This is a genomic window from Desulfovibrio sp. (assembly GCF_009712225.1).
Lineage (GTDB): Bacteria > Desulfobacterota > Desulfovibrionia > Desulfovibrionales > Desulfovibrionaceae > Desulfovibrio.
In genome coordinates this window covers 60,972-82,200 of the sequence record NZ_WASP01000012.1, presented here as the reverse complement: position 1 = coordinate 82,200, position 21,229 = coordinate 60,972, and the positions used below count along the sequence as shown (strand labels likewise).

The following is a 21,229-nucleotide window of genomic DNA, read 5'->3' as shown; positions in this document are numbered from 1 at the left end:
TCTTGAGTGCCGGGAAACACATTTCCAGAGACGATAATTGGTGCGCTGAGGCTTCGCCGGTGTGGGCGGCGAGGGTCCAAAACCGATGTCGGTATTACGCCACAATGCAGCAAGAGGTGTCAATCGCGGGTTCATTCTCGCGAGTGGCGTTTGGCCATGTCTGCCCAGGAGACTGGCGTCTCTCGACTCCCTACCAGATTACCGGTCCTGTGGTCGCAGCTTCAAATCAGGCCGTTCAGCGGGTGGCTCTCGAATAGATCGCCGAACTCCAGGTACTCGTCCATCACGGCGTAGGATTTGTGCCGACCGAGCCGCTTCAGCCGCGCCGGCTGGGCATGGTTCTCCATTCCCGTCGTCATAGCTCCCCGCTTCAGGCTGTGGCTGCCAAGGGTCTCCGGATCGATGCCGACGGCTTCGCCGCGACGTTTGACGATCCGCCGCACCGTGCCGCCGTCCATGGCCTCGGTGCCGACCACGAAATGGGCCGGTCCGCCGGGATTGGTTTTCGGCGCTTCCGAGCGCCAGATCCGGCGAAATACCGGCCCTTCGGTGATTCCAGCAGCCTCCTGCCAAGCGCGCAATGCCCGCACCGGGCAAAGAACGGTCTTGCCGAAGGGCAGCGGAACGGTGACCCCTTTGGCCTGCCGGTCGCCCTTGGACAGCGGCAGGAAGAGTTCCAGCCCGCGCTCGCGCGCCGTCAGGTGCTCGGCGCGGATCTTGGCGAGCTCGGCACTGCGGAGCGCCCCGACGAACCCCACCAGGATCAGCGCCCGGTCGCGGAGCCCGGTTAGATCGCTGGGGATCGCGTCGACGATCTCCTGGATGATGGCCACTGTGGCTGCCAGTTTCTTGGCCGGCCGCTCGCCCGCCTCGGCGGCGTCGTGGCGGATACCGGACACCGTCAGCGCCACCACCACCTGGCCGGTCGGCAGCTCGACTCCGGCCAGCCAATGCAGGTAGCGGATGGCCGCTCGCCGAAGATCAATGGTGGCGACCGTTCGCCCCAACTGGCGCTCTTCGGCCAGGAAGGCGGCGACATCCTCCGGCGCCGCCGGCAGCGCCTGGCAGCCTTGGCGCTCGCACCAGGCGCAGAAGGCGCGCACGCCAGCCCGGTAGGCACGCCGGGTATTGGCGGATTTTGCTTTGCGGCCGAACGCCTCGGCCGCCTTGCGGGCGGTGTTCAGCGTGCCATCGTAGGCGGGCACAGCGACGTCGACTGACGCTTCGAACCAACGCTTAACCTCGGCCGGTTTTGCATCAGGTTCCGGCGTAGCGATAGCCGAGGGAAGAGCATTACTCATATTCATTCTGGCTGCGGCACTGGGCGAAAGTAGCGCAGGAGTGCGGCCAGTCTCACCTCGTCTTCTAGCAAACCATCGCGATTGTCGCGCAATTCTTCACGGTCGATCTTTCCCGCACAATCCCTGATCACGGCGCGAATTTGTTCAGGCGAGAGGCCGTCGTCGAGGGCGCCGGTGATAACCAGGGTAATTGCGTCGACTACACGCCCCTTGGGGGTGTTCATCTTTCTCATTACTGCAACAGACAAGTCCATCATCCGATGAATCGGATCGTTACAGGTTGGAGTCGATGTGCCGGTCATTCAGAGATATCCTTGTGAGGGAGTCGAGTTCCCATCTGGCGAGGGCACTCGTGGCGTCGGCCTGCCAGAACGTACGATCGGTTGATACCCAGGCGCGGCACACCAAGAGGCGCACCGGATAGATTCCATTGCCGCCATTGGCAGTGGGCAGTGCACACCGCCGACGGTGCCGACCATCGCGCAGGCGATGACCAGGGTGGTCGTCCGAGTGAGATCTTCGAGGCTGCCCATCGGCGGGAACGGCATCACTCGCAACATCCGCGGATAGCTCTGCCCGCACGATCGTGCCGGTCGACCATTACGGGAGGGCTGTAGCACTTCAGGCAGATGGCAACAAGCGCCGTGATGAAGCGGAGGTGGTGCATGGATTTGGTCCTCCGTGGTGGACGGGCTTTTTGCAAGGCACGAGCCCAAATTCCTGATTTCTGGCATCAGTTTGCATCCCAATCGAAGGGAACGAACCGCGCCTTCGCCAATACCGGTTTTCCGCCGTAGAACCCGACGGTGAACTGATCGTCCTGCCACCCAATATGGAGCGCGCGGATCAATTCGTAGGACCCACCAACCGTATTTTCCCGACGTTCGCTCGTGACGATTTGGCGGAACAGGTCTTCGCTGTAGCCCTTCAAGGTAGTCGAATACATGACCTTTGTTCCGGCGAGCGGTTCGTTTGCGTCATGGTCACAACGCTCCGCGTCGGCCGACACCCAAGCTCGACACGTCAGCGGCCGCACCAGGTAGATAGTACACACGCCGTCGGCGAGCAGCGGGCACATCACACCGCTCGTCTTGCGGTCGAGACCGGTCTTGTCGCCGATGGCACGGCGGGCGTGCCGCACCCGCGTCTTGATCTTTTCGGAGGCGTTGCGCGGGAGGTTCTCGACGAATGCCTTGATGCGCAGGATCTCGCTGGCGGTGACCGCGACCTCGATAAGGCAGCAGGCATGGCAGCCGCGGCCGCAGGCGATGGGATGGACCAAGCCGGCGCCGTCAATGAGTTCATCCGGCAGACTGGCTTTCATCTGGTCGAACTCGGCATGCACGGCGTCAACCATATCAAGATGTTTTTTCCTCATTGCGCGTACAGGGTCCTAACGTTTTCCGGTGGTAAGGAGGAGCAGCGATGTAATGAGAAGCACGACGACCACAACGACGGGGACGACTATGGCAATTAGTGCCGCCGTAAATTGGTTTCAAAACCAAATGGCCGCGCAGAGTTCCGCAATGAGGCCGAGGGGCAGCAGGCCCGTGAGATAGGGCACCGGACTAAACACCACCTCGGCAAGATCGACCCGCGATATTTTTCTGGCCGCAAGGTTCTTGGCGAGCGCGGAGGATCTCATCGCAAGCCGTTACACTTAGGCATCGGAGCACGTAAGGTCCGAACGCAAGGACCAACAGGGCGATAACCTCGAAATTCGAAATGTCGGATCGTTGAAACAGCCAGTTCATAGACCCAGCGGCCCTTTCGTCCCGTGTTGACCGCCGCGCCGGCGGCTTTCATTCTCGATGCTCTTCAATGGACGATATCCGGTGGCTGGTCGACATCCTCTTCGAGTTCGAGATGGTCGCGTGGCCGCTCGCAGGGTTCACCGGCCTCCTCAAATCGCATTTGGCCGCGCAGCACCGCCGCGACTTCATCGTGCGACATGCGCCTCCACCTGGCATCGTCCAAGAGAGGTGACCGGACAATGCGTTTCAAGATCTTCGGAAAATCCGCCATCACCGATCGCTCCGGTCGGTGCGGCGAGGCGACGCAGGGGTGAAGAGCTTAACACCACCGCTGGGCGGTGCGTTGCCCCAGGTGAACTGGCGCAGGGCGACCATCCGGGCGACAACACCGCCAACGGTGCCGACCATCGCGCTGGCGATGACCAGGGTGGTCGCCCGAGTGAGATCGTCGAGGCTGCCCATCGGCGGGAACGGCATCACTCGCAACAGCGACAGGAGGATCGCCCGCGTGTTTTCGCCTGTGGCCGAGTCGGCCAGCAGCGGCAGGGCCAATCTCGGGCCGAATTCAAGCGCCATGCCGAGCGGCACCTGCCAGAGCGAAGTGAAAATCCACCAGCGCCGGCTGAAGAACGGGAGCAGTCCGCCGCCGCCGGCCGACAGGCAGGCCGCGGCGGTGGCCAGGTCCTTCATCCAGGGCAGGGCTCCGCCGGCCCCCGGGGCGGCGACGTCGCCCGCCCAAGCCAGCCACAGGCGTAGACCGCAGGCGAGCACGGCAAGACCCATGAACCAGGACAGCAAGCGAAGCGGTAGGTTGGGAAAGCGCTTCATCATCGGCCCCGGGCAGTTTTGAGGGGGACCACTAGGGGGTGTCGCCGGCAGAGTCCATCGTTTCGCCCGGCGTTCCAAAACTGCGCCGACTCTTCGGTTGCCGACGGAAAAATTGGCGGAATAGTGTCCAGGGTACGATCAGTCATTTCTGCGCGCCCGGACGGCTTTTGCGACCTTGATTCCGAGCCAAAGCAGTCCTTCGGCGAGAACAAAGAACAACACTCCGAGTTTTACCTCGTTGGACTCCGCAACAAATGGGGCCCCGCCCAGCATCACCCATAGAGCCATCACATTCACCACGGCCAGCGCGAATGAGGCCAGCGCTTTGGTCAATAAAGCTGCGATCACTTTATGGTCGAGGTCGCCCCACTCTCGCCGGAACTCGGACATTGCCTTCGCCCATTCCAGATCCTTTGGCCTCTCTTTTCCAGACACCGCCCAGGCCAAGGCGACAGCCCTGTGACGGGCAAACACGGTTCCAATCACTGAAACCGTCATGGCCATAAACCAGGTTGCACCGTTGGCATTCGCGAGAAGCGTGGCCGTTCCCCAGGCTAGGAAAGGATAACCGACTGAGCCGAGCCAACTGATAGGCTTCGGCATCACGATGGCCAGCAAGAGAGATATGACGCTGGCGACCGTGATTACCACGGCTTGCCAGCCAGCCAAATCTCGAATGGCCAAAATCCCAGGCAGGAGCGAAATCCCGCAGGCCACGGCAAATAATAGGGCACAATTGATGCGGCGCAGAAACAGTTTCATCATTGGGCGTTGCCTCACAATGGCCAGCCGTAGAAGGTCGCGAAGGCAAATTCCGATCCCAGCGCCGCGATCGTACTGAACGCCATCGCGCCGACGCCGGTTAGGACGGCACGACGCGATATACCGAACAACGCCGCCAAAGCGCCGAAGGCCAGCATCAGTCCAGGAATTGCGATCCCGCCGACGTACATCCGCAGCAGGCCACCGACCGCCGCCATAAATAGGTCGGCAGGATCCCAGTCGCCGGCCGCCAGCGGGCGGCAGGGGTCGGCAATCCGGCTGCAGCTGCCGGCCGGGAAGTCAGCGAGGACCAGATTGATGGTCTTGGCAGCCGCGTATACCCGATCGCGAACCGCCTTGGCGCCGTCAATGGAGGCGGGCATCGGATAGCGGACAGCCACGAAACCTGGATTGGGGGCATCAATCGGTGCGAAAACCGCCTCGACGGCATCGCCGGACGGTGCCATGCGGAACCCGATTTGCACCGAGGGCGTCCAGACGCTTCCCAAGACCGAAGCAAACACGTGCGAGGGGAGCATGACCACCCTCGCAATGTGCCACCCCGTGACGCCCAGGCCGATCAGCGCCAGCACAATGGCGAATACCCGCAGCCTTCGACCCGCCGGCCGTTCCGTCTCGGGGGCAGCGCTTTGTCCGGCCATCGTTGCGACCTGAGATGCGGTGTCGGTCATGACCTGCTTCCTTTCGGGCAAATGAATGGCGCCATGCTCAGGCGCGAGGGACTTGAGATGTTGGCGTTGTAGGAGGCAGCGGCTCGTCGACCGGCACCGGCACGGCGATCGCTGGCGGGCATTCGTGGACCGGCGGGGCATAGAAAGGCGAGGTGTGGTCTTCCGCCGGCAGGGCGTGCAGGAAGAGCGGGTGCGGGAAACGCTTGAAGGCGACGCCGGTCAGGTAGGCGCCATCGCGTTCGATCAGGAAGCAGCGGTCATCCGTGCCGATCGTCGCGCCCGGTTCGAGGAAACGGATCCCCGGGAGGACCACGACGGCGATCAGCGCCAGCGGGAAAGCCAGCGGCCGCACCAGTTTTCCGACCTTTGCCGCCGCCGGCGTCAGGACGGCGGCGAGGAGGACCAGCCATCCCGGCGGCGTCACCTCCGTTGGGAGGGTGTCGCCGCGCCGCGCCCGAGGCAGATCGCGCACCAGCCCGCGTCCCTGGATGATCGTGGCGACCACCAAGACAATGGCAACAGCCCAGCCAAACCACAGATTTGCCTGGGCGGGGAATGTGCTTCCCTTAAAGACCAGCACCCACAGCCAGAGCCCGGTGCACAGCGTTGTCAGCGCGGCGGTTCGCACACGGCCGAACAAGGCCGGCGGGACGACCCGCGCCGTCAGCCGGCGCGGCCACAGCAGGAAGACGGCGCCGTAGGCCAAGAACCCATAAACCAGGGTGGTGCCCTGCAGCCCGTCCAGCAAGCGGAAGCCGATGTGGAAGTGGACCAGGATGGCCAGTACCCCTAGCAGGCCGACGGCCAACGGGAGGCGGACCGCGACGGGCAGCGGCCGGCGGCTCGCCGGCGCGGCGTCGTGGGAGTCGGTCATGGGTGTGCACCTCCAGTCGTTGCATCGGTCGGACAGTCGCGTCCCGTCGGGCGGTGATACGGGGCGTTCGTTCCGTGTCTGTTCCCCTACTGTGGCCCCAAACGCTACGCCTGACAAGAACAATTATCAGGCGTAGGTCGCTGCCTCGGGCGGGATCAGAAGAGGTTCAAATTATGACAAGCGGTCAGAACATCCGCGGCGGACAGCCCATCATTCTTGAAGAACCCGCCATTCATGGCGTCCTGGTGATCGCCGAACGCCGGATCGTGGACTGGCCAGGCACAGGCCGCACTCATCGCGAGCCGCTCTGTCCGCCACTGGTCGCCCGGTCGGTTGGCTTCCGCTTTATGCTGAGCCACGATATCGGCCGCCGTAACAAAGCCCTTGAGGCTTCCCATCGAAATCGCGCTGTAGGCATCCCAGAACACCGTTTTCTGTTCGGGTTCTCCGGCGTTGGCCGGACCAAAGGCACATGCCACCAGCGCGGTGACCAAGAGTAGCTTCTTCATGGTGTTGTTCTCCAATGTGTACGTGTTGAGCCAATGGGAAACAAAATTTCTGGCCAGTCCTTTTCAAATCGCCCGTAATGGAAAGAAATACCGCGCGATCAAGATCGAGAAGCGAGCCCGATTGTGGTCACCCCCTTCACCCACAGGCGGGACGTTCTTTTCTTGAAAGTCACGGCCCATCCCAATTCTCAGTCGGTCGCCTGGCCCGCCGGCGCGCCAGCAAGAGTTCGTGTTGGCTTTGCGTTTCTTTGAATTTTGCGTCGGCATTCTCTAGAAATTCGCCAAGCCATAACCGAAATTGTGGCGACCCTGCCGCCGGCAACATCGTAACAACGAAAACCAGCGCTCCTACCATGCTGCACGATAATAGGCTCATCCTGCCAAGGATGCGCAGTTCATCCAACACATCGCCCCAGGTTGCTTTCCCCTCCCGCTGGACAATTTCCGTGCAATGCATCCACACAAGGCCAATGAATAATGCGCCGTAGCTACCATAGATAATCACATCATTTTGAACGGTCGTAATATACCCCGCACAATGGAACAACGTCGAAAAAGCGTCACCGAGGAAACACATCAATATCAAGCGGCGCTCCCGGCGTGTCGGGAGACGCAGGGCTCCGCATACAAGGCGCTTTTTATGTCGTGGTTTCATGGCTATAACTCATTTAATCATCGCTTCACAAAAATGACGGCTGCTGCACACAGATGCCCGCCGAGCAGTTCTGCGGGTCGACGCCGCGCGATGTCAATCAGGGGTTGAGATAAGGTTCCCATTCACAAGATCATGCTGCGGGAGGGTGTGGTTGCCGCCTACGTCGACAATCTCGCTTTCCGGCTCCGAGAACAGATATTTGGCCAATAATGACGAAGGAACACTTCGTCGATCACGCCGGAATAGGCGCATATCGCCAATCACCACGAAACAATCCTTGGCGCGGGACACAGCGACGTTCATTCTGTCACGTTCCGTTGAGCAACAGCCACGCCGGCCGCCGGCGTGTTGGCGCCTTCCCCTTCGAGATACAGCATATCGTCGGGCATACAGGCTTTACTTCCCAAGGCTCGCTTGACCCTCTCGGCATAGCTGCCCCGTCTCTTCGCTTGGCCCACTGATCATCCCCTTGATCCAAAGTTTCCTTAGTCGCAACAGCAACTGCGCAATGCGCTGTTAACGAACGAAATACCCGACCCCCAACCCTGCCAAAGCGGCCAACAATAACCATGACCAACCAAACTGTACTTTTTGCGACATGTCCTTGAACCGGTCCTCGACGGACTTCGCACGTCCTTCGGTTTCGGTGAGCTTCGTTTCCGCGATGGCAGCGCGCTCGCGCATTTCGTCCGCGGTCTTCTGAGCGATAGAAGTCCGGCGAGCCGCAGCAGCGGCTTCCTCGTTTTCCCGGATCCGTGAAAGCACGTGGTGCCCGGCGTCGGACGGCGTGATCGCAGCATGGTCCACAAACAACTCGGCCAAGGTGCGATCCCCTTCGTGGCCGAGCCCAATGACCCGATAGCCGGGATACAGGGAGAGCGCCTCGATAACGGCCAGATTGTCAAAAACGCTGAATTCCTTGGTGTCCCCGCCTCCTCGGACGAGAGCGAGGACATCGCTGCGTGTCTCGCGAATGACGTTGGCCATGGCAACCGGATCACCCATGCGGACATCCACCTGGTCGACCATGACAGACGCCTCATCCCGGCTGAGAACCTGTGCCATATCGATCCCGCCCTTGGCGCGTGAACCCGACGGACCGATGATCGTGACCGAGATCGGAGTCGTCGAAGGGAACGACCGTCGGCCATTGGAAAGCTGTTTCAATGCGGCCAATGTCGATCTCTCGACTTCCTGCTCCTCCGGAGCGCTTACGGTCGCAAGATCAATTATGGTCAATCGAAATCGCGCGACATCCCGGAAACAGTTCGCGTCAGCGCGGCCGACCACCCTGACGTGATGGCCTTCACGAACGTCATGCCCAGCAACAAGGTCGGCGGGAACATTGCAGAGAACGGCTGCACCGGTACGAGGATCGGACAGAGGAACGTCGTAATGCCAGCTTCCTTTCTTTGCGCCGAGATCGCCGATGTCGCCCTCCAACTGAATTAGCCACTCCAATTCCTTTGTCCGGCGAACAACGTTCGCGGCGATCTGAGCGAACGTCTCGTTCAACGCGGCCACGGTGAGGATCCTCATGGCAACCGGCTCACCGGATGTTGGCATCACCTGCCCTGCGGCAGTCGAAGAACGAGACATTGGCTGCTCCAAGCCTTAACGGATGGCGAGCGGACCTGAAACGCCAAGGCTATCAGATGGATATCGTGGAAGAACTGCCGAATAAGGCACAAAAGCAGCACTAATCCAGGTCCCTCGACCGAGCGATCATGTGCTCTTTAGGCGCCGCTCCCTTCGCCGAAACGATGGCCGTATCTTGGGTTACAACTGCCGAACCGGATTTTCGAAACCGCGACAACATATCGGTCGACAGTTCGGCAAAACTCTTCGGTCGCACGCGATCAACCGGCGAACCAACATAAAGGAAGCGACCTTCCGAGCGGAGCGCGATCATACGATCATCGTGGGACCGCCAGGCCTCAATGCCCTTCAAGAAGTCCTCCTGGGTGGACAGAGCCCGGCGGAAAACACTGATCTGTTGGATAGATGCTGCCAGATCAGCAGGCTCCACATGGCCTTTCAGCAGCAGGTCAACGCCTAGAATGACGGAACCGGGCAGAAGCGAGGCCTCCGGCGCGCGACCACCAGATGCGCAGCAGGCTGCGTGAAGAACCATGCCGGCCAGGAACGTGACGATCCCGACGATATCGTCGGCTTTCGGCGGATAGACCAAGTCGGCCCCATCGCTGCCAGGATATTCACCCTCCGCATCCAGCAGAACCATGCCGAGAGCTGCGGCATCGAATACATCCAAGGCTGGGATCAGTTGGTGCAAGGCCCGGCCACGCCACTTCAGCGCCTCGATAGCGCGGTCGCGCTCATCAACCAGGTCCGGGTCATCCTCTGTCTGGTCTTCAACGCGTAATGGCAACGCCCAGTCGACGACCTTCTGGCTATACGCGGAAAAGGCGCTGGGAGTCGTCAGGGAGCGGATGCTCGCCAACAACCGGTCGACATCGGCCGTCAGGGCGACGGAGGCGTCGCGCACCATTGCGGCCATCTTATCTCGAGCGAGCAAAAAGAAGACGCACGCGGCCGGCAAGATCACCTCGTTGGAATTCCGCCGTTCCAATAAAGCGGACCCGGGCTTGACGTCCCACGGCGAGCGCAAGCACGTTGGGATGTCATCCGGCCCAAGCCAGGACTGAACCCGCAGGTAGACCTGTTCGCGTTCGACGAACGTTGCCCCTTTCAATACGGGCCGACCGTCGACCAGCCCATAACGGATTTCTCCGTCAAGCCGCGCGAGGTCGCGCTTTTTTGATGGCCGCCCATCCGAGGACTTCCTGCCGAGCGTGCCGACGTCGCGTGCCAGGTCGTAGCCCCTCCCCCAGTGCAACCGGAAAACGTGCCGGCCAGCTCCTCTGATCTGGTGCGCCGGTAGTGGTACCGTATCGCCACAAAGCAGCGCCGCAACTGCCTCGAAGATTGAATCGTCGGACGGATCGAAAATGACTGGGATGATTCCACCCAACGTCTTGTTGAACAGCACCCGGCCAAGGCACCGGCTGCCGCCGTTGAACAGCCAAACGATCTCGAAGCCGTCCGGGAGGATTTCAGACTCCTTCACCGCCTGACTGACGGGAAGGCACGCGGCAGGGAACAATTCCGTCGTGTAGAAGGCTTCCTCAGCTTTCCCTGTCGATAAGCTGCCATAAGCAACTTCCTGGCTGAGATCATCGACAAACGACGCCGGGAGATGGCGCATCAGGTGATCCAGCCTATTCCAAAGAAACATCCGGCGATCCGCCAGGACGGCGAATCGGAACCCTGGGATATTGGCATCAAGGAGTTGCGGGGTTTTGGGATTCCAATACGGATTGACGTACTGGTGGAACTCATCGAGCACAAGCAGTCGTCCATCATGTCGCCAATTGGCCATAACACGCTCTGTCGCCGCCTCAGCAGTCAGCGCATCGATATCGAGCGATTGCAGGTGAAGCTGAACTGCGAATTCTTGCGCCGTCCCCAAAGGCAAGTGATGCCGACGGGACAGCCGCCAGGCCACAGCATCAACGACGTCAGCGCGGGTCAATCCCTCCGCGCCTGGCGCAGAGATGTCAGCTTCGGCATTGGACTGGAGGTCGTGAAGATCCCGATAGCCCAGTAAACCGGCAAGAGTGTTCTGCGCCTGCATAAGGGAAAGTGTGCCCGCAGGCCACCGCTTCGCCAGGATTCGGGAGATCTTGGTCAGCCGACCTTGCTGCAGGTCGGAGACAGAAATGGGAATACGCATGGTCTATCCTTCCGATCGCGCAACTCAGAAATACGGGTGCTGGCTTGCCGCTGGTTGCGCCACCAAAAGAATAGGGTTGCGTCCAACAGACTTGGTTCAAAACGATCTCTCGGCACAGCCTTTACCTTTGCTGCCAGCGGTACGAACGAGATCAATCCGCGAAATACAGGCTACGCCAGCTGAAGATTTTGTCAATTATTCGGGCTGGAAATTCTTTTGAGCCGCAAGAGAGCCAGTGGATCGCCAGCGTAGATTGACGAGCCCTCAATCCTTGAAGAGATATCCACGCGGCTGCCGCGAAGCTGTCGGGGCGCAGGTGGCAGAATAGTGGGATGCTGACTGACACCGACCGTATCGCCCTAATGGGCTGGGAAAACCTGGCGCCCAACGGCACGCCTCGCTATCGGACGGCGTTCGCCGACGGATGGAGGGCGATGGTCGCGCAGATCGGCATCGAGTGGGAATGGCGTCTCATGGGGGCCGACGGTGAGGTCGTGGCGGTCGGCGAGGTCACTGGGGCCGAACCAGCCATCGTTGCCGTCACAGGGACGTCGGTCTGCGACCGGCCCCTGGGACGATGATCGGGCGCACCTCCTGGACGAGGCTGAGGTCACGCCAGCGCGCGACGATGCGGTCCTGCATCTCCTGCGGCAAAGGCAGATCGCGCATGGCTGCCGGCCAGAGGTCCAAGGCGGCTTCAACCGTCTTCTTGGCTTCTCGGGCCAGCAAGTCGGGCGACACCTTGACCAGCCCGGCCGCCCGCTCGAAGCGACGCAAAGTGATTCGGGCGGCGTCCTTTGTGCCGCCGAAGGCCAGCGCCATCGTCCTGTCGCCGTACAAAAATGTCGGCACGATATCGTAAGCCGGGGTCAGTTCCGGTTGGCCGCCTGCGGGATGGATGAGTGACCAGTTCTTGAGATGGGCATCGCCGTTACCGATCATGATGTTGGCCACCGTGCGCCGGACGGCTTCGAGAAGCATACCGCTCCAGTCGCCCGTGAAGCGGCGCGCCATGTTGTAAACCGTTTCCTCGTTGGCCATCGTGTATTTGCGGTCGCCGATGGCGCCCAGGATCTGAGCGTAGTCCTCGGTGTGGATACGGCGTCCGCCGGGTGCGCGATCGAACCGACGGACCGCCAGAGCGCGCGTCCCGCCCTGCAAATATTCGGCTGGGATGCCCTGGATATTGGCGATATCGACCGGAAATGCCTCGGCGGCACGGATACCGACGACGCGCGCCAGTGCCAGCCCGGCATGCTCCGCTTCCACCAGCGCCGGATGCCGTTCTGATGGCAGCTTGAGAATGATGTCGCCGTGCTGGTCACGCCCCGGCGCCGTCACGCCACGGTCGGTCGCCACGACGGTGAATTTCAACTGGATTCCAGCCAGGGAGAACTTTACGCCACCGGGTGGAACCGGGAGCGTTTTCCTTGCTCCCTTTCCGGCCGCAACCTGCGGCCCGCCAGCTTGCCCGGCCTCAAGGCGCGCCACGCCGGCGCCCGGCAGGTCGCCGCCCAAGCGTGCCAGGACGTCGAAGTCGTCAAAGGCGCCCGTGCCGAACTCGGCCTCGACCAGATCGCGCAGCGCGCCCTCGGGCAGGAGGCCCGAGAAGTAGGGCGGCAGCAGGCCGTTGCGCATGACCTTGTCCTCGCGCGCCACCAGGCGGCGGATCGTGTCGTCCTCGTCAGCGCCGCGCCAGGCCATGCTCAGGACGGGACGTGCCGGCCCCAGGGCGAGGTAATTGTCGTCCGCTGTGAATGTGATGGTGCCCCCGGCGTCGCGCACCAGCGAGCCGACACGGACCTCTTCGTCAGGCGTCGGGGCTAGGTAGATGCCGAGGACCGCCGCACGCTCAATGATCAGGCGCTTCATCGTCGCCATCCTCCGGATCCGGGATAAACACTTCGTCGAAGACGCTGCGCGGCATGGTCGCATGCGACAAAGTCGGAGTGCGCTGCCCCAGCAACATCAGGACGTCAGCCATGCGATCCTCGGGGACGTACAGCAGGCGCAGCCCCATTACTTCGCCGACCTGGATCAGCGCGTCCAGGGTACTGTTCGTCCGGCCCTTTTCCATCTCGGTCACACGGGACGGCTGCCGCCCAGTGCGCGCCGCAACGTCCTTGACCGTCCATTTCTTCTCCTTGCGCCTCGCCGCCAACTGGGCGCCAATGCGTTTGCGCTCGCTTTCTGATTCCGACATGGCGGAACTCCAGCCTCCAAGTGCGATTTAGCGGAACAACTCGCTGACGCCAGCATATAGTGCCATAACGGAATTGCAATGGGCGATTCCGATTTAACGGAATATGTTCGTGGAGAAATGCCACTCAGCCAAGGCGGCTTGGGTCTTGGCAGCGTTGCGGTATCCGCCGAACCGCTGGCGGAGGGGCTCTGTCCGCCGGCCGCGGGGCAAGGGCGCGATAAGTAGTACTTCCGAGCGTGTGGGAAGGGGTGTCCCCCCAGGGCGGCGACGGAGCCGACGATTGCCGTGATCGCCTGATCGCCGACGGCGACGCCAACCGCCTGGGGGGATTTCTCGTCGGCATCCGCAATGCCGCCCCTGCAACGGCTAAAAGCCCATGAATGGCGGCGGCGGCGCCTGGTCTTCACGTTCGCGGCGCTGTCGGGCGTCTTCATCACGCCGCCAACGGTCGTGATCTGCGCGTCGGCGCTGTTCCTCCGCTTCCCGTTGGCGACGTCGACGATCTTCTTCATCGCGGCGCCGACGCTCTTCTTCCTCCCGCAGACGGCGCTGACGATCCTCTTCGTTCCGGCGGCGGCGATCTTCCTCGTCACGACGGCGGCGATCTTCCTCGTCACGACGGCGACGGTCTTCCTCATCGCGCAGACGTCGCCGACGGTCCTCTTCATCACGGCGTCGACGTTCATCCTCTTCCCGACGTCGCCTTTCCTCATCTGGCGTAAACCACATTTTAATTTCCTCGTAAGTGCATAAGGGAATTCAAAGGCAATCGGCCGACGACCAAGCCGATCAACGCGGATACCCCGTCGCCCCGCCTTGGTAAGTGCGAGTTACTGGGCTGCAGCGCTGGTCCCAGGCTTGAGCGCATCACAAAAAGCCAACCCGTTTCTCCTCCATGGCTGTCATCAGGCAGCATCCACCGGTCTTAGCCGACCGTGCGACGAGCGACGCGGGCCAGCATCTCCCGTCCCCTAGCCGCTTCTGCCGCAATATCAATGCCGTCCTCCGCGGCTTCAGCGAGCACCTCTGCATAAGACAAGGATAGAATGTCTTCGACGAAAGCATCGGTTATGTTGTTGAGGCACTGCCGATCGGTGATCGGCGTCAGCGCTTCTTTTGCGTCGTCAACGGCCCGGGCAAGTACAGACCCGCTGGGCTCGGCGCCGGAGTTGAGTTCGACCGCTTCAATCAACTGTTCGAGCGCGGTCCGAACCTTTCTATCGCCAGCATCACGGAAGCGCTGCAGTCGAACAGCGACAACATCGACCATGGCATCACGCGGACCATCACGACCAATCAAGTCGACGATCGTGTTGGCGACTGCCACCGCCAGGTGGGACGTGCGGAGCGGAAAAACATACGCGACGTTGATCTCCCCGTTCTCGGTATCCCAAGCGCCGACCCGCACGTAGCCGTCCTCGTCTTCATCGGGTAACTCGAGGGCGGCAATCACTTCGGGGGCGTCGTGATGCATGAGGCTGAGGGGAAGATCATCTTCGTCGTAAAGACTGAGACGAAGATCAAAGCCGTAGGCGGCAGCAATGCGCCGCAGATCGTCGTCGGTCAACTGACCGCCAATTTCAAACATGGCCGGGCCGACGGTGCCATTCGGCGAGACTACAGGAGCGAGGCACGGATACTTTCTGAATTCGAACATGGTAGCTTCCTTACCCGCACCTACCCAGGGGTCAGCGCCGCGATTTGCGCCGGCGACAACGCGGCCATCTGGGCGGGCGACAGAACGCTTATATTTGATGGCGAGAGCAAGGGGATGATGGTGGGCAGAAAAACCTGCATCTGCGCAGGCGTCAAACTCATAATCATCGAGTTCGTAAGAGACATCTGCGACTCACTCCATTCCCTCGTGCCGATTCGCCCGCGCAGAATTCACCCGACAAAAAAGGGCATCGCGGCGATGCCCTTTTTGCCGAACGAGAAAATTACTGGGCCGCTGCTGTTTCAAGCACCTGACCGGTGACCGGCTCGGAGCGCCGTGCGGAACGTTCGCTGCGACCGGCACGAGCGGGCGTCGGCACCGGCGCCGCCGGCTCACCCGGCAGAGGAGCGGTGTCTTCTTCGCCCAGCAAAGAGGTATCAACCCCTTCGGTCTTCTCGGCGATTTTCCGCAGCGTGCGAGACATCTGGATGACCTTGATGCTGAGCGACGCGATCTGGCCGGTGAGTTGATTGATCTCGGCCAGCATTTCCGAACTGGTGATTTGTTCGGACATATAGAGCGCGGCCAGAGCTGCCGCGGTGTCATCGACATGCTGGATGGCGGTCAGGTATTTCATCGCCATCGGCGTGGTGGCACGGTATTCGGCTTCGTGAGGGTGGGTTACCTTGGTCAAAAGAGCTTTGGCATCTTTGACCCGGGCGAGGGCCTTCTCACGCGCAGCATGAGCCGCTTCCAGCAACTCGGCCGCTTCTTTTTTCAAGTCGGCCGCCAGCCCGTCCACAAGGTTCTGGTCCTTGCCGATCAGGCGCAAGACGACGTCGACATTGTGAAAGCCATCGACCGTGCGCTTATAGAAAAACTTCTCGCCCATATTCTGGGTAAATGCCGTTTGCAGTTTGAGCAAAACAGGCAGGTAGTTCATCGAATACATGCTGGTGTTTTTGGCAGCGCGATCCAACCGACCTTCGATGGCCTCGCGCGACCGTTTCGGCCGGCGGTTGTTACCCGGCGACCGCGCCGGAATGGGAGATTGAGCCATAGAACCAAACCCTCATAGTGCAGTGAAGATTGGTTGATGCTACAGGAAGCGAAAAATCGGGGGACCGGCCTATATCGAGCAGAATCGGGAGTAATTGCGCTGGTTGGCCACAGGTTGCCCGCTTGACCGGGCAACAAAGGATCTGTACGCTGGTCTCACTTTCGCCTGTACGCATTCGTGCGTTGTGTTCAGCTTTGTCTGATCCGGGCAAAAGGCAGTTTTCGGACTGCAAGCGCGCCACAAGCCCTCTCCCTTTGCGGAGACAAGCGCTCTAAGCCAGGCTTTCATCACTGGAGACACGTGCTCCATCATTCGGGCGGAATTGCGCCCAATCATCAATCAAGACAGTTCAATCCACGCGAAGCCAGTTCACGGTGGATCTGCACGTCTGCATCAAGGAAACCATCATGGCTAGAAGCAAAAATTGCGTCAGTTTGATTGGCAATCTCGGCGTAGATCCGAAGATTCACACCTTCGGCAACGGTGACAAGGTTGCGACCTTCACTCTTGCAACTTCGGAGGACTGGAAGGACCGCGAGAGCGGCGAAACCAAATCTTCCACCGAGTGGCACAACATCTCGGTCCAAGGCCCCGCTGCGGACTTTTGCGAAAAGTACCTTCGCAAGGGATCGATGATCGATATCGAGGGCATGCTCAAGACGAGGAAGTACAACGACACCCAGGGAATCGAGCGATCGATCACCGAGGTCGTCGTCACCAGGAGCCCGAAGCATACCATCATCCCCTGCGACGGTGGTCGGCAGGCCCCTGCGGAAACATCGACGTCTGATCGCGGTTCCGCTCAAAGGAATAACCGTCACACGCCGCCAGCCGCAGGTGGTTACGATCCCGGCATTCTCGATGGGGACATCCCCTTCTAGGAGCGGCCTCATACAATCCCGCGATGAAGCGAGCGATATCACCCCCGTGATGTCGCTTTTTTTGTTTCAGGAGCATCATCATGGTGGCAGCCATTGCCAATATTGGGCCTTCGCAGCAAGACGCTGCGGAAGTCTTTGAAAAACTGATTGCCAACGGCGATCTGTCAAAGCTTACACCGAAGGAACGCTTGAAGTTCTATCTCGGTGTCTGCGAATCCCTGGGGCTCAACTCTATAACGCGCCCCTTCGAATACATAAAGCTCGACGGTCGGCTGACCTTGTACGCCCGAAAGGATTGTACGGATCAGCTGCGCGCTCTGCGGAATGTATCGATTGTCCAGCTCGAACGTTCCGAATTGGACACGGTCCTGCTGGTCACTGCCCATGCGACCATGCCAAATGGGCGCCAGGACAGTGATATCGGCGTCGTTCCTCGCATCTATCCCACGCACTACTGGGAATACGATGAAGGACAGCAACAGCGGGTCAAGCGGACTCACCCCGAGGCCGGTCAGCCACTCAAGGAAACGGATCTTTCCAACGCCATCATGAAGGCCACCACCAAAGCGAAGCGTCGCGTGACGCTCTCGATTTGTGGGCTCGGCTTCCTGATGGACGAAACCGAAGTCGACGATGTCGATGGCGCCATTAAGGTGTCGGAAAACGAGGTCGACAAGGTGATCAATCCAGTTCGGTCAATCAAGATCGAGGACGCTCGTAACCGAGAGATCGTGTTATGTCCGATTGATCCTGATCTGATCGATTCCGCGCTTCGTGGCAGGGTCGAAGAAGTCATCGTCCGCGCCCGTGAAAAGCAGGCCTGGAATCCAGCCAATCAATACATCAAGAGTACCCTTCTACCGGGTATTACAGATTCAGCACTTCGAGAAAACGTTCGCCAATATTCCGAATGGTTGTTGGACAAAGGTCTGATCGAAGCTGCCCAATCAGAAGATGGAGGAAATCCATGAGGATCATCGACGTTGCCCAGGGCAGCCAGGAATGGCTGGCTTGGCGAAGAGAGGGCATCACCGGCACGGACATGCCCGCGCTGATGAAACAATCGGCCTATCTCACCCCGCTAATGGTGTGGCGAGAAAAGGTGGGGCTCATGCTTCCGGAAGATCTGTCCCGCGATCCGAATGTCCTTCGGGGCAAGAGGTGCGAACCGGCAAATCGTCGGCTGGCTGAAAGCCTGCTGGGAGGGGAATTCCTGCTCCCCTACTGCATCGAAGACGAGGAAGATCCGCTGTTTCGGTTTTCTTCGGACGGGATCACCGACGGTGGGATCATGGTGGAAATCAAGGCCCCAGGCGAAAAGGTGTTCCGCGAGATTCAGGAACAAGGTGTCAAACATCCGGCCGTCCAGTCTGGCGGTGTTCAACTTCAATACGGCATGTCGGTCGGCAAATTGTCGAAGGGCATGCTGCTGATGTGTCTCAACGATGAGGAGGGCAACGTCCTCGCCCATCTCGTGCTCTGGCGTGAGGCTAAGCCGAACGTCTGGGAAAACATGCGACGCATCGGCCGGGAATTCCACCAGCTTGTTCTGTCTCAAACTCCTCCAGAGCTTGATCCGGAAAAGGATGTGGTCTACCCGACCAATTACGAACAACAGCTGGAATGGGGCGAGAAGGCGCAAGCTTATATCGCCGCGGAAGCCAAGCTGAACCGTTTGGTCAAGCTCGTAGATGCCAGGAAGCAGCGGTTGAAGGACGCGCAAGCAAACCTCGAAGCGCTGATGGGCAACTACAGCAAGTTGGCTTGTCCGGTGGAAGACCGGGAAGTCGCTCTGACCAGGTGGGGTAAACGTGGCTCAATCGATTACAAGCAACTGATTGAAGACCACCACGGTCCCATCGATCCGAGCTTGGCCGATATGTATCGAAAGCAAAGCGGGTACGTGGACTATAAGGCAATGGCCGATGACCTGTTTGGAGCCATCGACCAGACCGTCCTCCAATCCTATCGCAAGGCCGTAACGTCGCAGATCAAAACGACGGTGCGCAATTCACGGTATCAGCTCCCCCTGCCTTCGGCCGCGGCTGCCTGAGACCTCTCAATATTTCATCGCAATCCCTCAGGGGAGGGTCACTTTCCCCTGGTGGGGATCAGTGCGCCTTCTCCGCATCTCGGAGAACAACATGTTCAAATTGACTCCCAAGTCGTACAGCATCACCGACACCTTCGGCGTTGACGCCGGCAAGGCACAAGTCATGGGCTTTGAGCACGGGCATCCGTGCGTTCCGCGTCTCGACGAGCATTTCATCTTCGATTTGGATTTCATTCGCACCATGGTCTACGTCCTGCGCACGCAGGGTGTCGGCATGTGGGCGCTGGGTCCGACGGGAGCAGGGAAAAGCCAAGGCTTCGCTCAAATCGCAGCCCGCCTGGGCATCCCCCTGATTGCGCCGCCGATCGGCGACAACACCGAGTTCACCGATCTGTTGGGCGGGATGTATCCCTCTCCGCAAGGTGGCTTCGTGTGGCGTGATGGCCCATTCACCACGGCCTGCCGCAACGGATATCTATTCGTCGCGGAAGAACTGAACACCAAGGCTCCGGAATTCCAAATGGCGTTCGTGCCGATCCTCGACCACGGGGTTCTGCACATTCCCGTGACGGACGAACGGATCCAGGTCCATCCGAACTTTCGCATGCTCGTCACCGGCAACGCCGGCGTCAGCGGCGACCAGACTGGATTGTATCGTGGCGTTCAGACCGGCAACCTGGCGTTTGGTGATCGCTTCATTTTTGCGAAGGTGAGCTATCTGACGCCGGAACAAGAAAGCGGAGTCCTGACCCGCGCTAATCCTGGGCTTCCCGAAGAACTTCGGGGGTACATGATTCAGACGGCCAATGAAGTCCGAAAGCTGTTTCTCGGTGAGGATGGTTTCGGCGGCGGCAGCCTCAGCACGGTGATTTCGACCCGCAAGCTTCGGCAGTGGGCAAATCTCACCGCGGCTTATGCCAAAGTCGACGCCAACATGAAGAAAGCCTACTTTCCGAAGAAGGCGCTCGAAGTGACTCTGACCTGCAGCATCCCTGCAGCCGAAGCCCAGACCATCAACGATCTCGGCCAGGCCGCCTTCGGCCCCGACTGGCAGTAAAGCAGCGGCATAAGTCGCCTGCCCTCAACATCCTCAACATCAAAGAGCAAGCAAAGACCGCCCGTTCAGCGGGTGATGGTCGGCGCTTGCGTGGAGAAATTCCATGAGCACCAACATTCTCGAAAACATCGACGTGTTCGCCGTCGAGGTGAACATCTGGTCAGGCGAGGTTGTTCTTCGTAAGACCGATTTCAATCTTGGTATCGGTGGCGAACTGCCGCCGCCCAAGTTGGCTTCTTTGGGCACCAAGCGTCTGATCGCTCGTGAGCCGCTCCAGAGACTGCACAAAATCCGCAGCCAAGTTGACGACCTGCTGCGGGTCAATTCGATCAATCTGCTGAAAGCCCGGGGCGTGTTCCACAAAGACACCGCCAGGCTGAAAGAGCAGATCGACAAGCTGAGGGACGAATTCGTCGAGCATCGCGACACGGAACTGATCCCCAACGTTTCGCAATTGCAGCGTGCCTGGCGGAGACAGTTCCCCGAATACGAAGACAAACTGGCGGAACGTGAATTTTCGCCGGAAGAGGTTCGTAAACGGTGCGATTTCCAGTGCACCATCCATCAAATCCGGGAATCGGCCCGTGAAGAAGGATCCTTGGGCGAGCGCGTGAAAACGCTCGACGAAGACCTTCTGATCGATATCGCCGACGAGGCGGAGAAGCTTCTCGATTACATCCTGAAGCAGGGAAACCTCACTCGGAAATTTGCGAACCCGCTGAAACGGCTTCGGCTGAAACTGGCGAAATTTGCCTTCTTCAACGAAGCGATGATCCAGCCGATCGTCGCCGCGATGGACAAGGTGATCGACAAGATCATGTTGGCCAAGAGAATGACCGACGCCCTTCAGGCGGAAGTCGTCGCCTTGGTTCAGATGCTCGCCGATCCAGACCGCATGCGTAAGCACGGCGGCCAACTTGCCAGCGTCATCAGTTCGCAACAGATCATCACCAACGTCCCCTCCCCTGCCCCACAGCCCGCTCCGGCTGTCGTGCAGTCGGAGATCGTCATCACGTCGCCGGCGGAGGAACCTCCGTTGGTCGAGGAATTGCCCGAAGACCTCGTCGAAGATCCGCCTGCGGATCAAGAGGAGGAAGCCTTCTTCGCCGAGGTAACCGAGCAAGAAATTGCATTGGCCACCGTGCAAGAGGAATGCCTCGGGTTCTGATCATCCTTTGATGGAGACGGT

At 60.1% G+C, this 21,229-nt stretch carries 26 protein-coding genes; 8 read left to right on the top strand and 18 right to left on the bottom strand.

Going from position 1 to position 21,229, the window contains the following annotated elements; translation table 11 throughout:
• Positions 1-221 precede the first annotated feature (221 nt).
• From F8N36_RS14320 to F8N36_RS14260, 13 genes are all read right to left on the bottom strand, one after another.
• Positions 222-1,307 carry a site-specific integrase gene (locus F8N36_RS14320; protein ID WP_291333538.1) on the bottom strand — a complete coding sequence of 362 codons (1,086 nt, stop codon included), beginning with the start codon at positions 1,305-1,307 and terminating at the stop codon, positions 222-224.
• Positions 1,304-1,603, bottom strand: a complete 300-nt coding sequence (locus F8N36_RS14315; protein WP_291333537.1) for a hypothetical protein — start codon at positions 1,601-1,603, stop codon at positions 1,304-1,306. The genes F8N36_RS14320 and F8N36_RS14315 overlap by 4 nt, the downstream gene beginning before the upstream one ends.
• 431 nt (positions 1,604-2,034) lie before the next feature.
• A complete protein-coding gene (locus tag F8N36_RS14310) occupies positions 2,035-2,679 on the bottom strand; it encodes a YkgJ family cysteine cluster protein (protein ID WP_291333536.1) in 645 nt (214 codons plus the stop codon).
• 117 nt (positions 2,680-2,796) lie between these two features.
• Entirely contained in the window at positions 2,797-2,946 is a 150-nt protein-coding gene (locus tag F8N36_RS14305; RefSeq protein WP_291333535.1) for a hypothetical protein, read from the bottom strand.
• Between the two features lie 173 nt (positions 2,947-3,119).
• Positions 3,120-3,254: a hypothetical protein gene (locus F8N36_RS14300; RefSeq protein ID WP_291333534.1), complete on the bottom strand. Its 135-nt coding sequence runs from the start codon at positions 3,252-3,254 to the stop codon at positions 3,120-3,122.
• Positions 3,255-3,325: 71 nt separating this feature from the next.
• Positions 3,326-3,883 carry a hypothetical protein gene (locus F8N36_RS14295; RefSeq protein ID WP_291333533.1) on the bottom strand — a complete coding sequence of 186 codons (558 nt, stop codon included), beginning with the start codon at positions 3,881-3,883 and terminating at the stop codon, positions 3,326-3,328.
• A gap of 138 nt (positions 3,884-4,021) precedes the next feature.
• Complete coding sequence (locus F8N36_RS14290; protein WP_291333532.1) at positions 4,022-4,648, bottom strand: hypothetical protein; 627 nt, start codon at positions 4,646-4,648, stop codon at positions 4,022-4,024.
• 11 nt (positions 4,649-4,659) lie between these two features.
• Entirely contained in the window at positions 4,660-5,337 is a 678-nt protein-coding gene (locus tag F8N36_RS14285; RefSeq protein WP_291333531.1) for a hypothetical protein, read from the bottom strand.
• A 37-nt stretch (positions 5,338-5,374) separates the two neighbouring features.
• A complete protein-coding gene (locus F8N36_RS14280) occupies positions 5,375-6,211 on the bottom strand; it encodes a hypothetical protein (protein WP_291333530.1) in 837 nt (278 codons plus the stop codon).
• Positions 6,212-6,366: 155 nt separating this feature from the next.
• Positions 6,367-6,720 carry a hypothetical protein gene (locus F8N36_RS14275; RefSeq protein WP_291333529.1) on the bottom strand — a complete coding sequence of 118 codons (354 nt, stop codon included), beginning with the start codon at positions 6,718-6,720 and terminating at the stop codon, positions 6,367-6,369.
• A 169-nt stretch (positions 6,721-6,889) separates the two neighbouring features.
• On the bottom strand, positions 6,890-7,375 hold the full coding sequence (locus F8N36_RS14270; protein WP_291333528.1) for a hypothetical protein: 486 nt from the start codon (positions 7,373-7,375) through the stop codon (positions 6,890-6,892).
• Between the two features lie 516 nt (positions 7,376-7,891).
• Positions 7,892-8,974, bottom strand: coding sequence for an exodeoxyribonuclease VII large subunit (locus F8N36_RS14265; protein ID WP_291333525.1), 1,083 nt, complete (start codon positions 8,972-8,974; stop codon positions 7,892-7,894).
• Positions 8,975-9,074: 100 nt separating this feature from the next.
• Positions 9,075-11,129: a hypothetical protein gene (locus F8N36_RS14260; protein WP_291333523.1), complete on the bottom strand. Its 2,055-nt coding sequence runs from the start codon at positions 11,127-11,129 to the stop codon at positions 9,075-9,077.
• Between F8N36_RS14260 and F8N36_RS14255 the strand changes: the two genes are divergently transcribed.
• Both F8N36_RS14255 and F8N36_RS14250 read left to right on the top strand, forming a co-directional pair.
• Positions 11,128-11,349, top strand: a complete 222-nt coding sequence (locus F8N36_RS14255) for a hypothetical protein (protein WP_291333521.1) — start codon at positions 11,128-11,130, stop codon at positions 11,347-11,349. The genes F8N36_RS14260 and F8N36_RS14255 overlap by 2 nt on opposite strands.
• A 112-nt stretch (positions 11,350-11,461) precedes the next feature.
• On the top strand, positions 11,462-11,710 hold the full coding sequence (locus F8N36_RS14250) for a hypothetical protein (RefSeq protein ID WP_291333519.1): 249 nt from the start codon (positions 11,462-11,464) through the stop codon (positions 11,708-11,710).
• On the opposite strand, the gene F8N36_RS14245 is transcribed toward F8N36_RS14250, so the two are convergent.
• Both F8N36_RS14245 and F8N36_RS14240 read right to left on the bottom strand, forming a co-directional pair.
• Complete coding sequence (locus F8N36_RS14245; RefSeq protein ID WP_291333517.1) at positions 11,670-13,001, bottom strand: HipA domain-containing protein; 1,332 nt, start codon at positions 12,999-13,001, stop codon at positions 11,670-11,672. The two genes, F8N36_RS14250 and F8N36_RS14245, sit on opposite strands and share 41 nt — an antisense overlap.
• Positions 12,982-13,332 carry a helix-turn-helix domain-containing protein gene (locus tag F8N36_RS14240; protein ID WP_291333515.1) on the bottom strand — a complete coding sequence of 117 codons (351 nt, stop codon included), beginning with the start codon at positions 13,330-13,332 and terminating at the stop codon, positions 12,982-12,984. Before F8N36_RS14240 ends, F8N36_RS14245 begins: the two co-directional genes overlap by 20 nt.
• Before the next feature lie 348 nt (positions 13,333-13,680).
• Between F8N36_RS14240 and F8N36_RS14235 the strand changes: the two genes are divergently transcribed.
• Complete coding sequence (locus F8N36_RS14235) at positions 13,681-14,085, top strand: hypothetical protein (RefSeq protein WP_291333513.1); 405 nt, start codon at positions 13,681-13,683, stop codon at positions 14,083-14,085.
• Between the two features lie 172 nt (positions 14,086-14,257).
• On the opposite strand, the gene F8N36_RS14230 is transcribed toward F8N36_RS14235, so the two are convergent.
• From F8N36_RS14230 to F8N36_RS14225, 3 genes are all read right to left on the bottom strand, one after another.
• A complete protein-coding gene (locus F8N36_RS14230) occupies positions 14,258-14,989 on the bottom strand; it encodes a hypothetical protein (RefSeq protein ID WP_291333512.1) in 732 nt (243 codons plus the stop codon).
• Positions 14,990-15,009: 20 nt separating this feature from the next.
• Positions 15,010-15,129 carry a hypothetical protein gene (locus F8N36_RS16365; protein ID WP_366247059.1) on the bottom strand — a complete coding sequence of 40 codons (120 nt, stop codon included), beginning with the start codon at positions 15,127-15,129 and terminating at the stop codon, positions 15,010-15,012.
• Positions 15,130-15,272: 143 nt separating this feature from the next.
• Positions 15,273-16,049, bottom strand: coding sequence for a hypothetical protein (locus F8N36_RS14225; protein WP_291333510.1), 777 nt, complete (start codon positions 16,047-16,049; stop codon positions 15,273-15,275).
• A 407-nt stretch (positions 16,050-16,456) separates the two neighbouring features.
• On the opposite strand from F8N36_RS14225, the gene ssb reads away from it, so the two are divergent.
• The 5 genes from ssb (at position 16,457) to F8N36_RS14200 (ending at position 21,208) form a co-directional block, all read left to right on the top strand.
• Positions 16,457-16,930, top strand: a complete 474-nt coding sequence (ssb, locus tag F8N36_RS14220; RefSeq protein ID WP_291333508.1) for a single-stranded DNA-binding protein — start codon at positions 16,457-16,459, stop codon at positions 16,928-16,930.
• A gap of 80 nt (positions 16,931-17,010) precedes the next feature.
• The gene (locus tag F8N36_RS14215) at positions 17,011-17,901 is read left to right on the top strand and encodes a hypothetical protein (RefSeq protein WP_291333506.1); all 891 of its coding nucleotides are present in this window, start codon (positions 17,011-17,013) and stop codon (positions 17,899-17,901) included.
• Positions 17,898-18,983 carry a lambda-exonuclease family protein gene (locus F8N36_RS14210; protein WP_291333504.1) on the top strand — a complete coding sequence of 362 codons (1,086 nt, stop codon included), beginning with the start codon at positions 17,898-17,900 and terminating at the stop codon, positions 18,981-18,983. The genes F8N36_RS14215 and F8N36_RS14210 overlap by 4 nt, the downstream gene beginning before the upstream one ends.
• A 91-nt stretch (positions 18,984-19,074) precedes the next feature.
• Positions 19,075-20,040 carry an AAA family ATPase gene (locus F8N36_RS14205; RefSeq protein ID WP_291333502.1) on the top strand — a complete coding sequence of 322 codons (966 nt, stop codon included), beginning with the start codon at positions 19,075-19,077 and terminating at the stop codon, positions 20,038-20,040.
• 103 nt (positions 20,041-20,143) lie between these two features.
• Positions 20,144-21,208 carry a DUF3150 domain-containing protein gene (locus tag F8N36_RS14200; protein ID WP_291333501.1) on the top strand — a complete coding sequence of 355 codons (1,065 nt, stop codon included), beginning with the start codon at positions 20,144-20,146 and terminating at the stop codon, positions 21,206-21,208.
• Positions 21,209-21,229 lie beyond the last annotated feature (21 nt).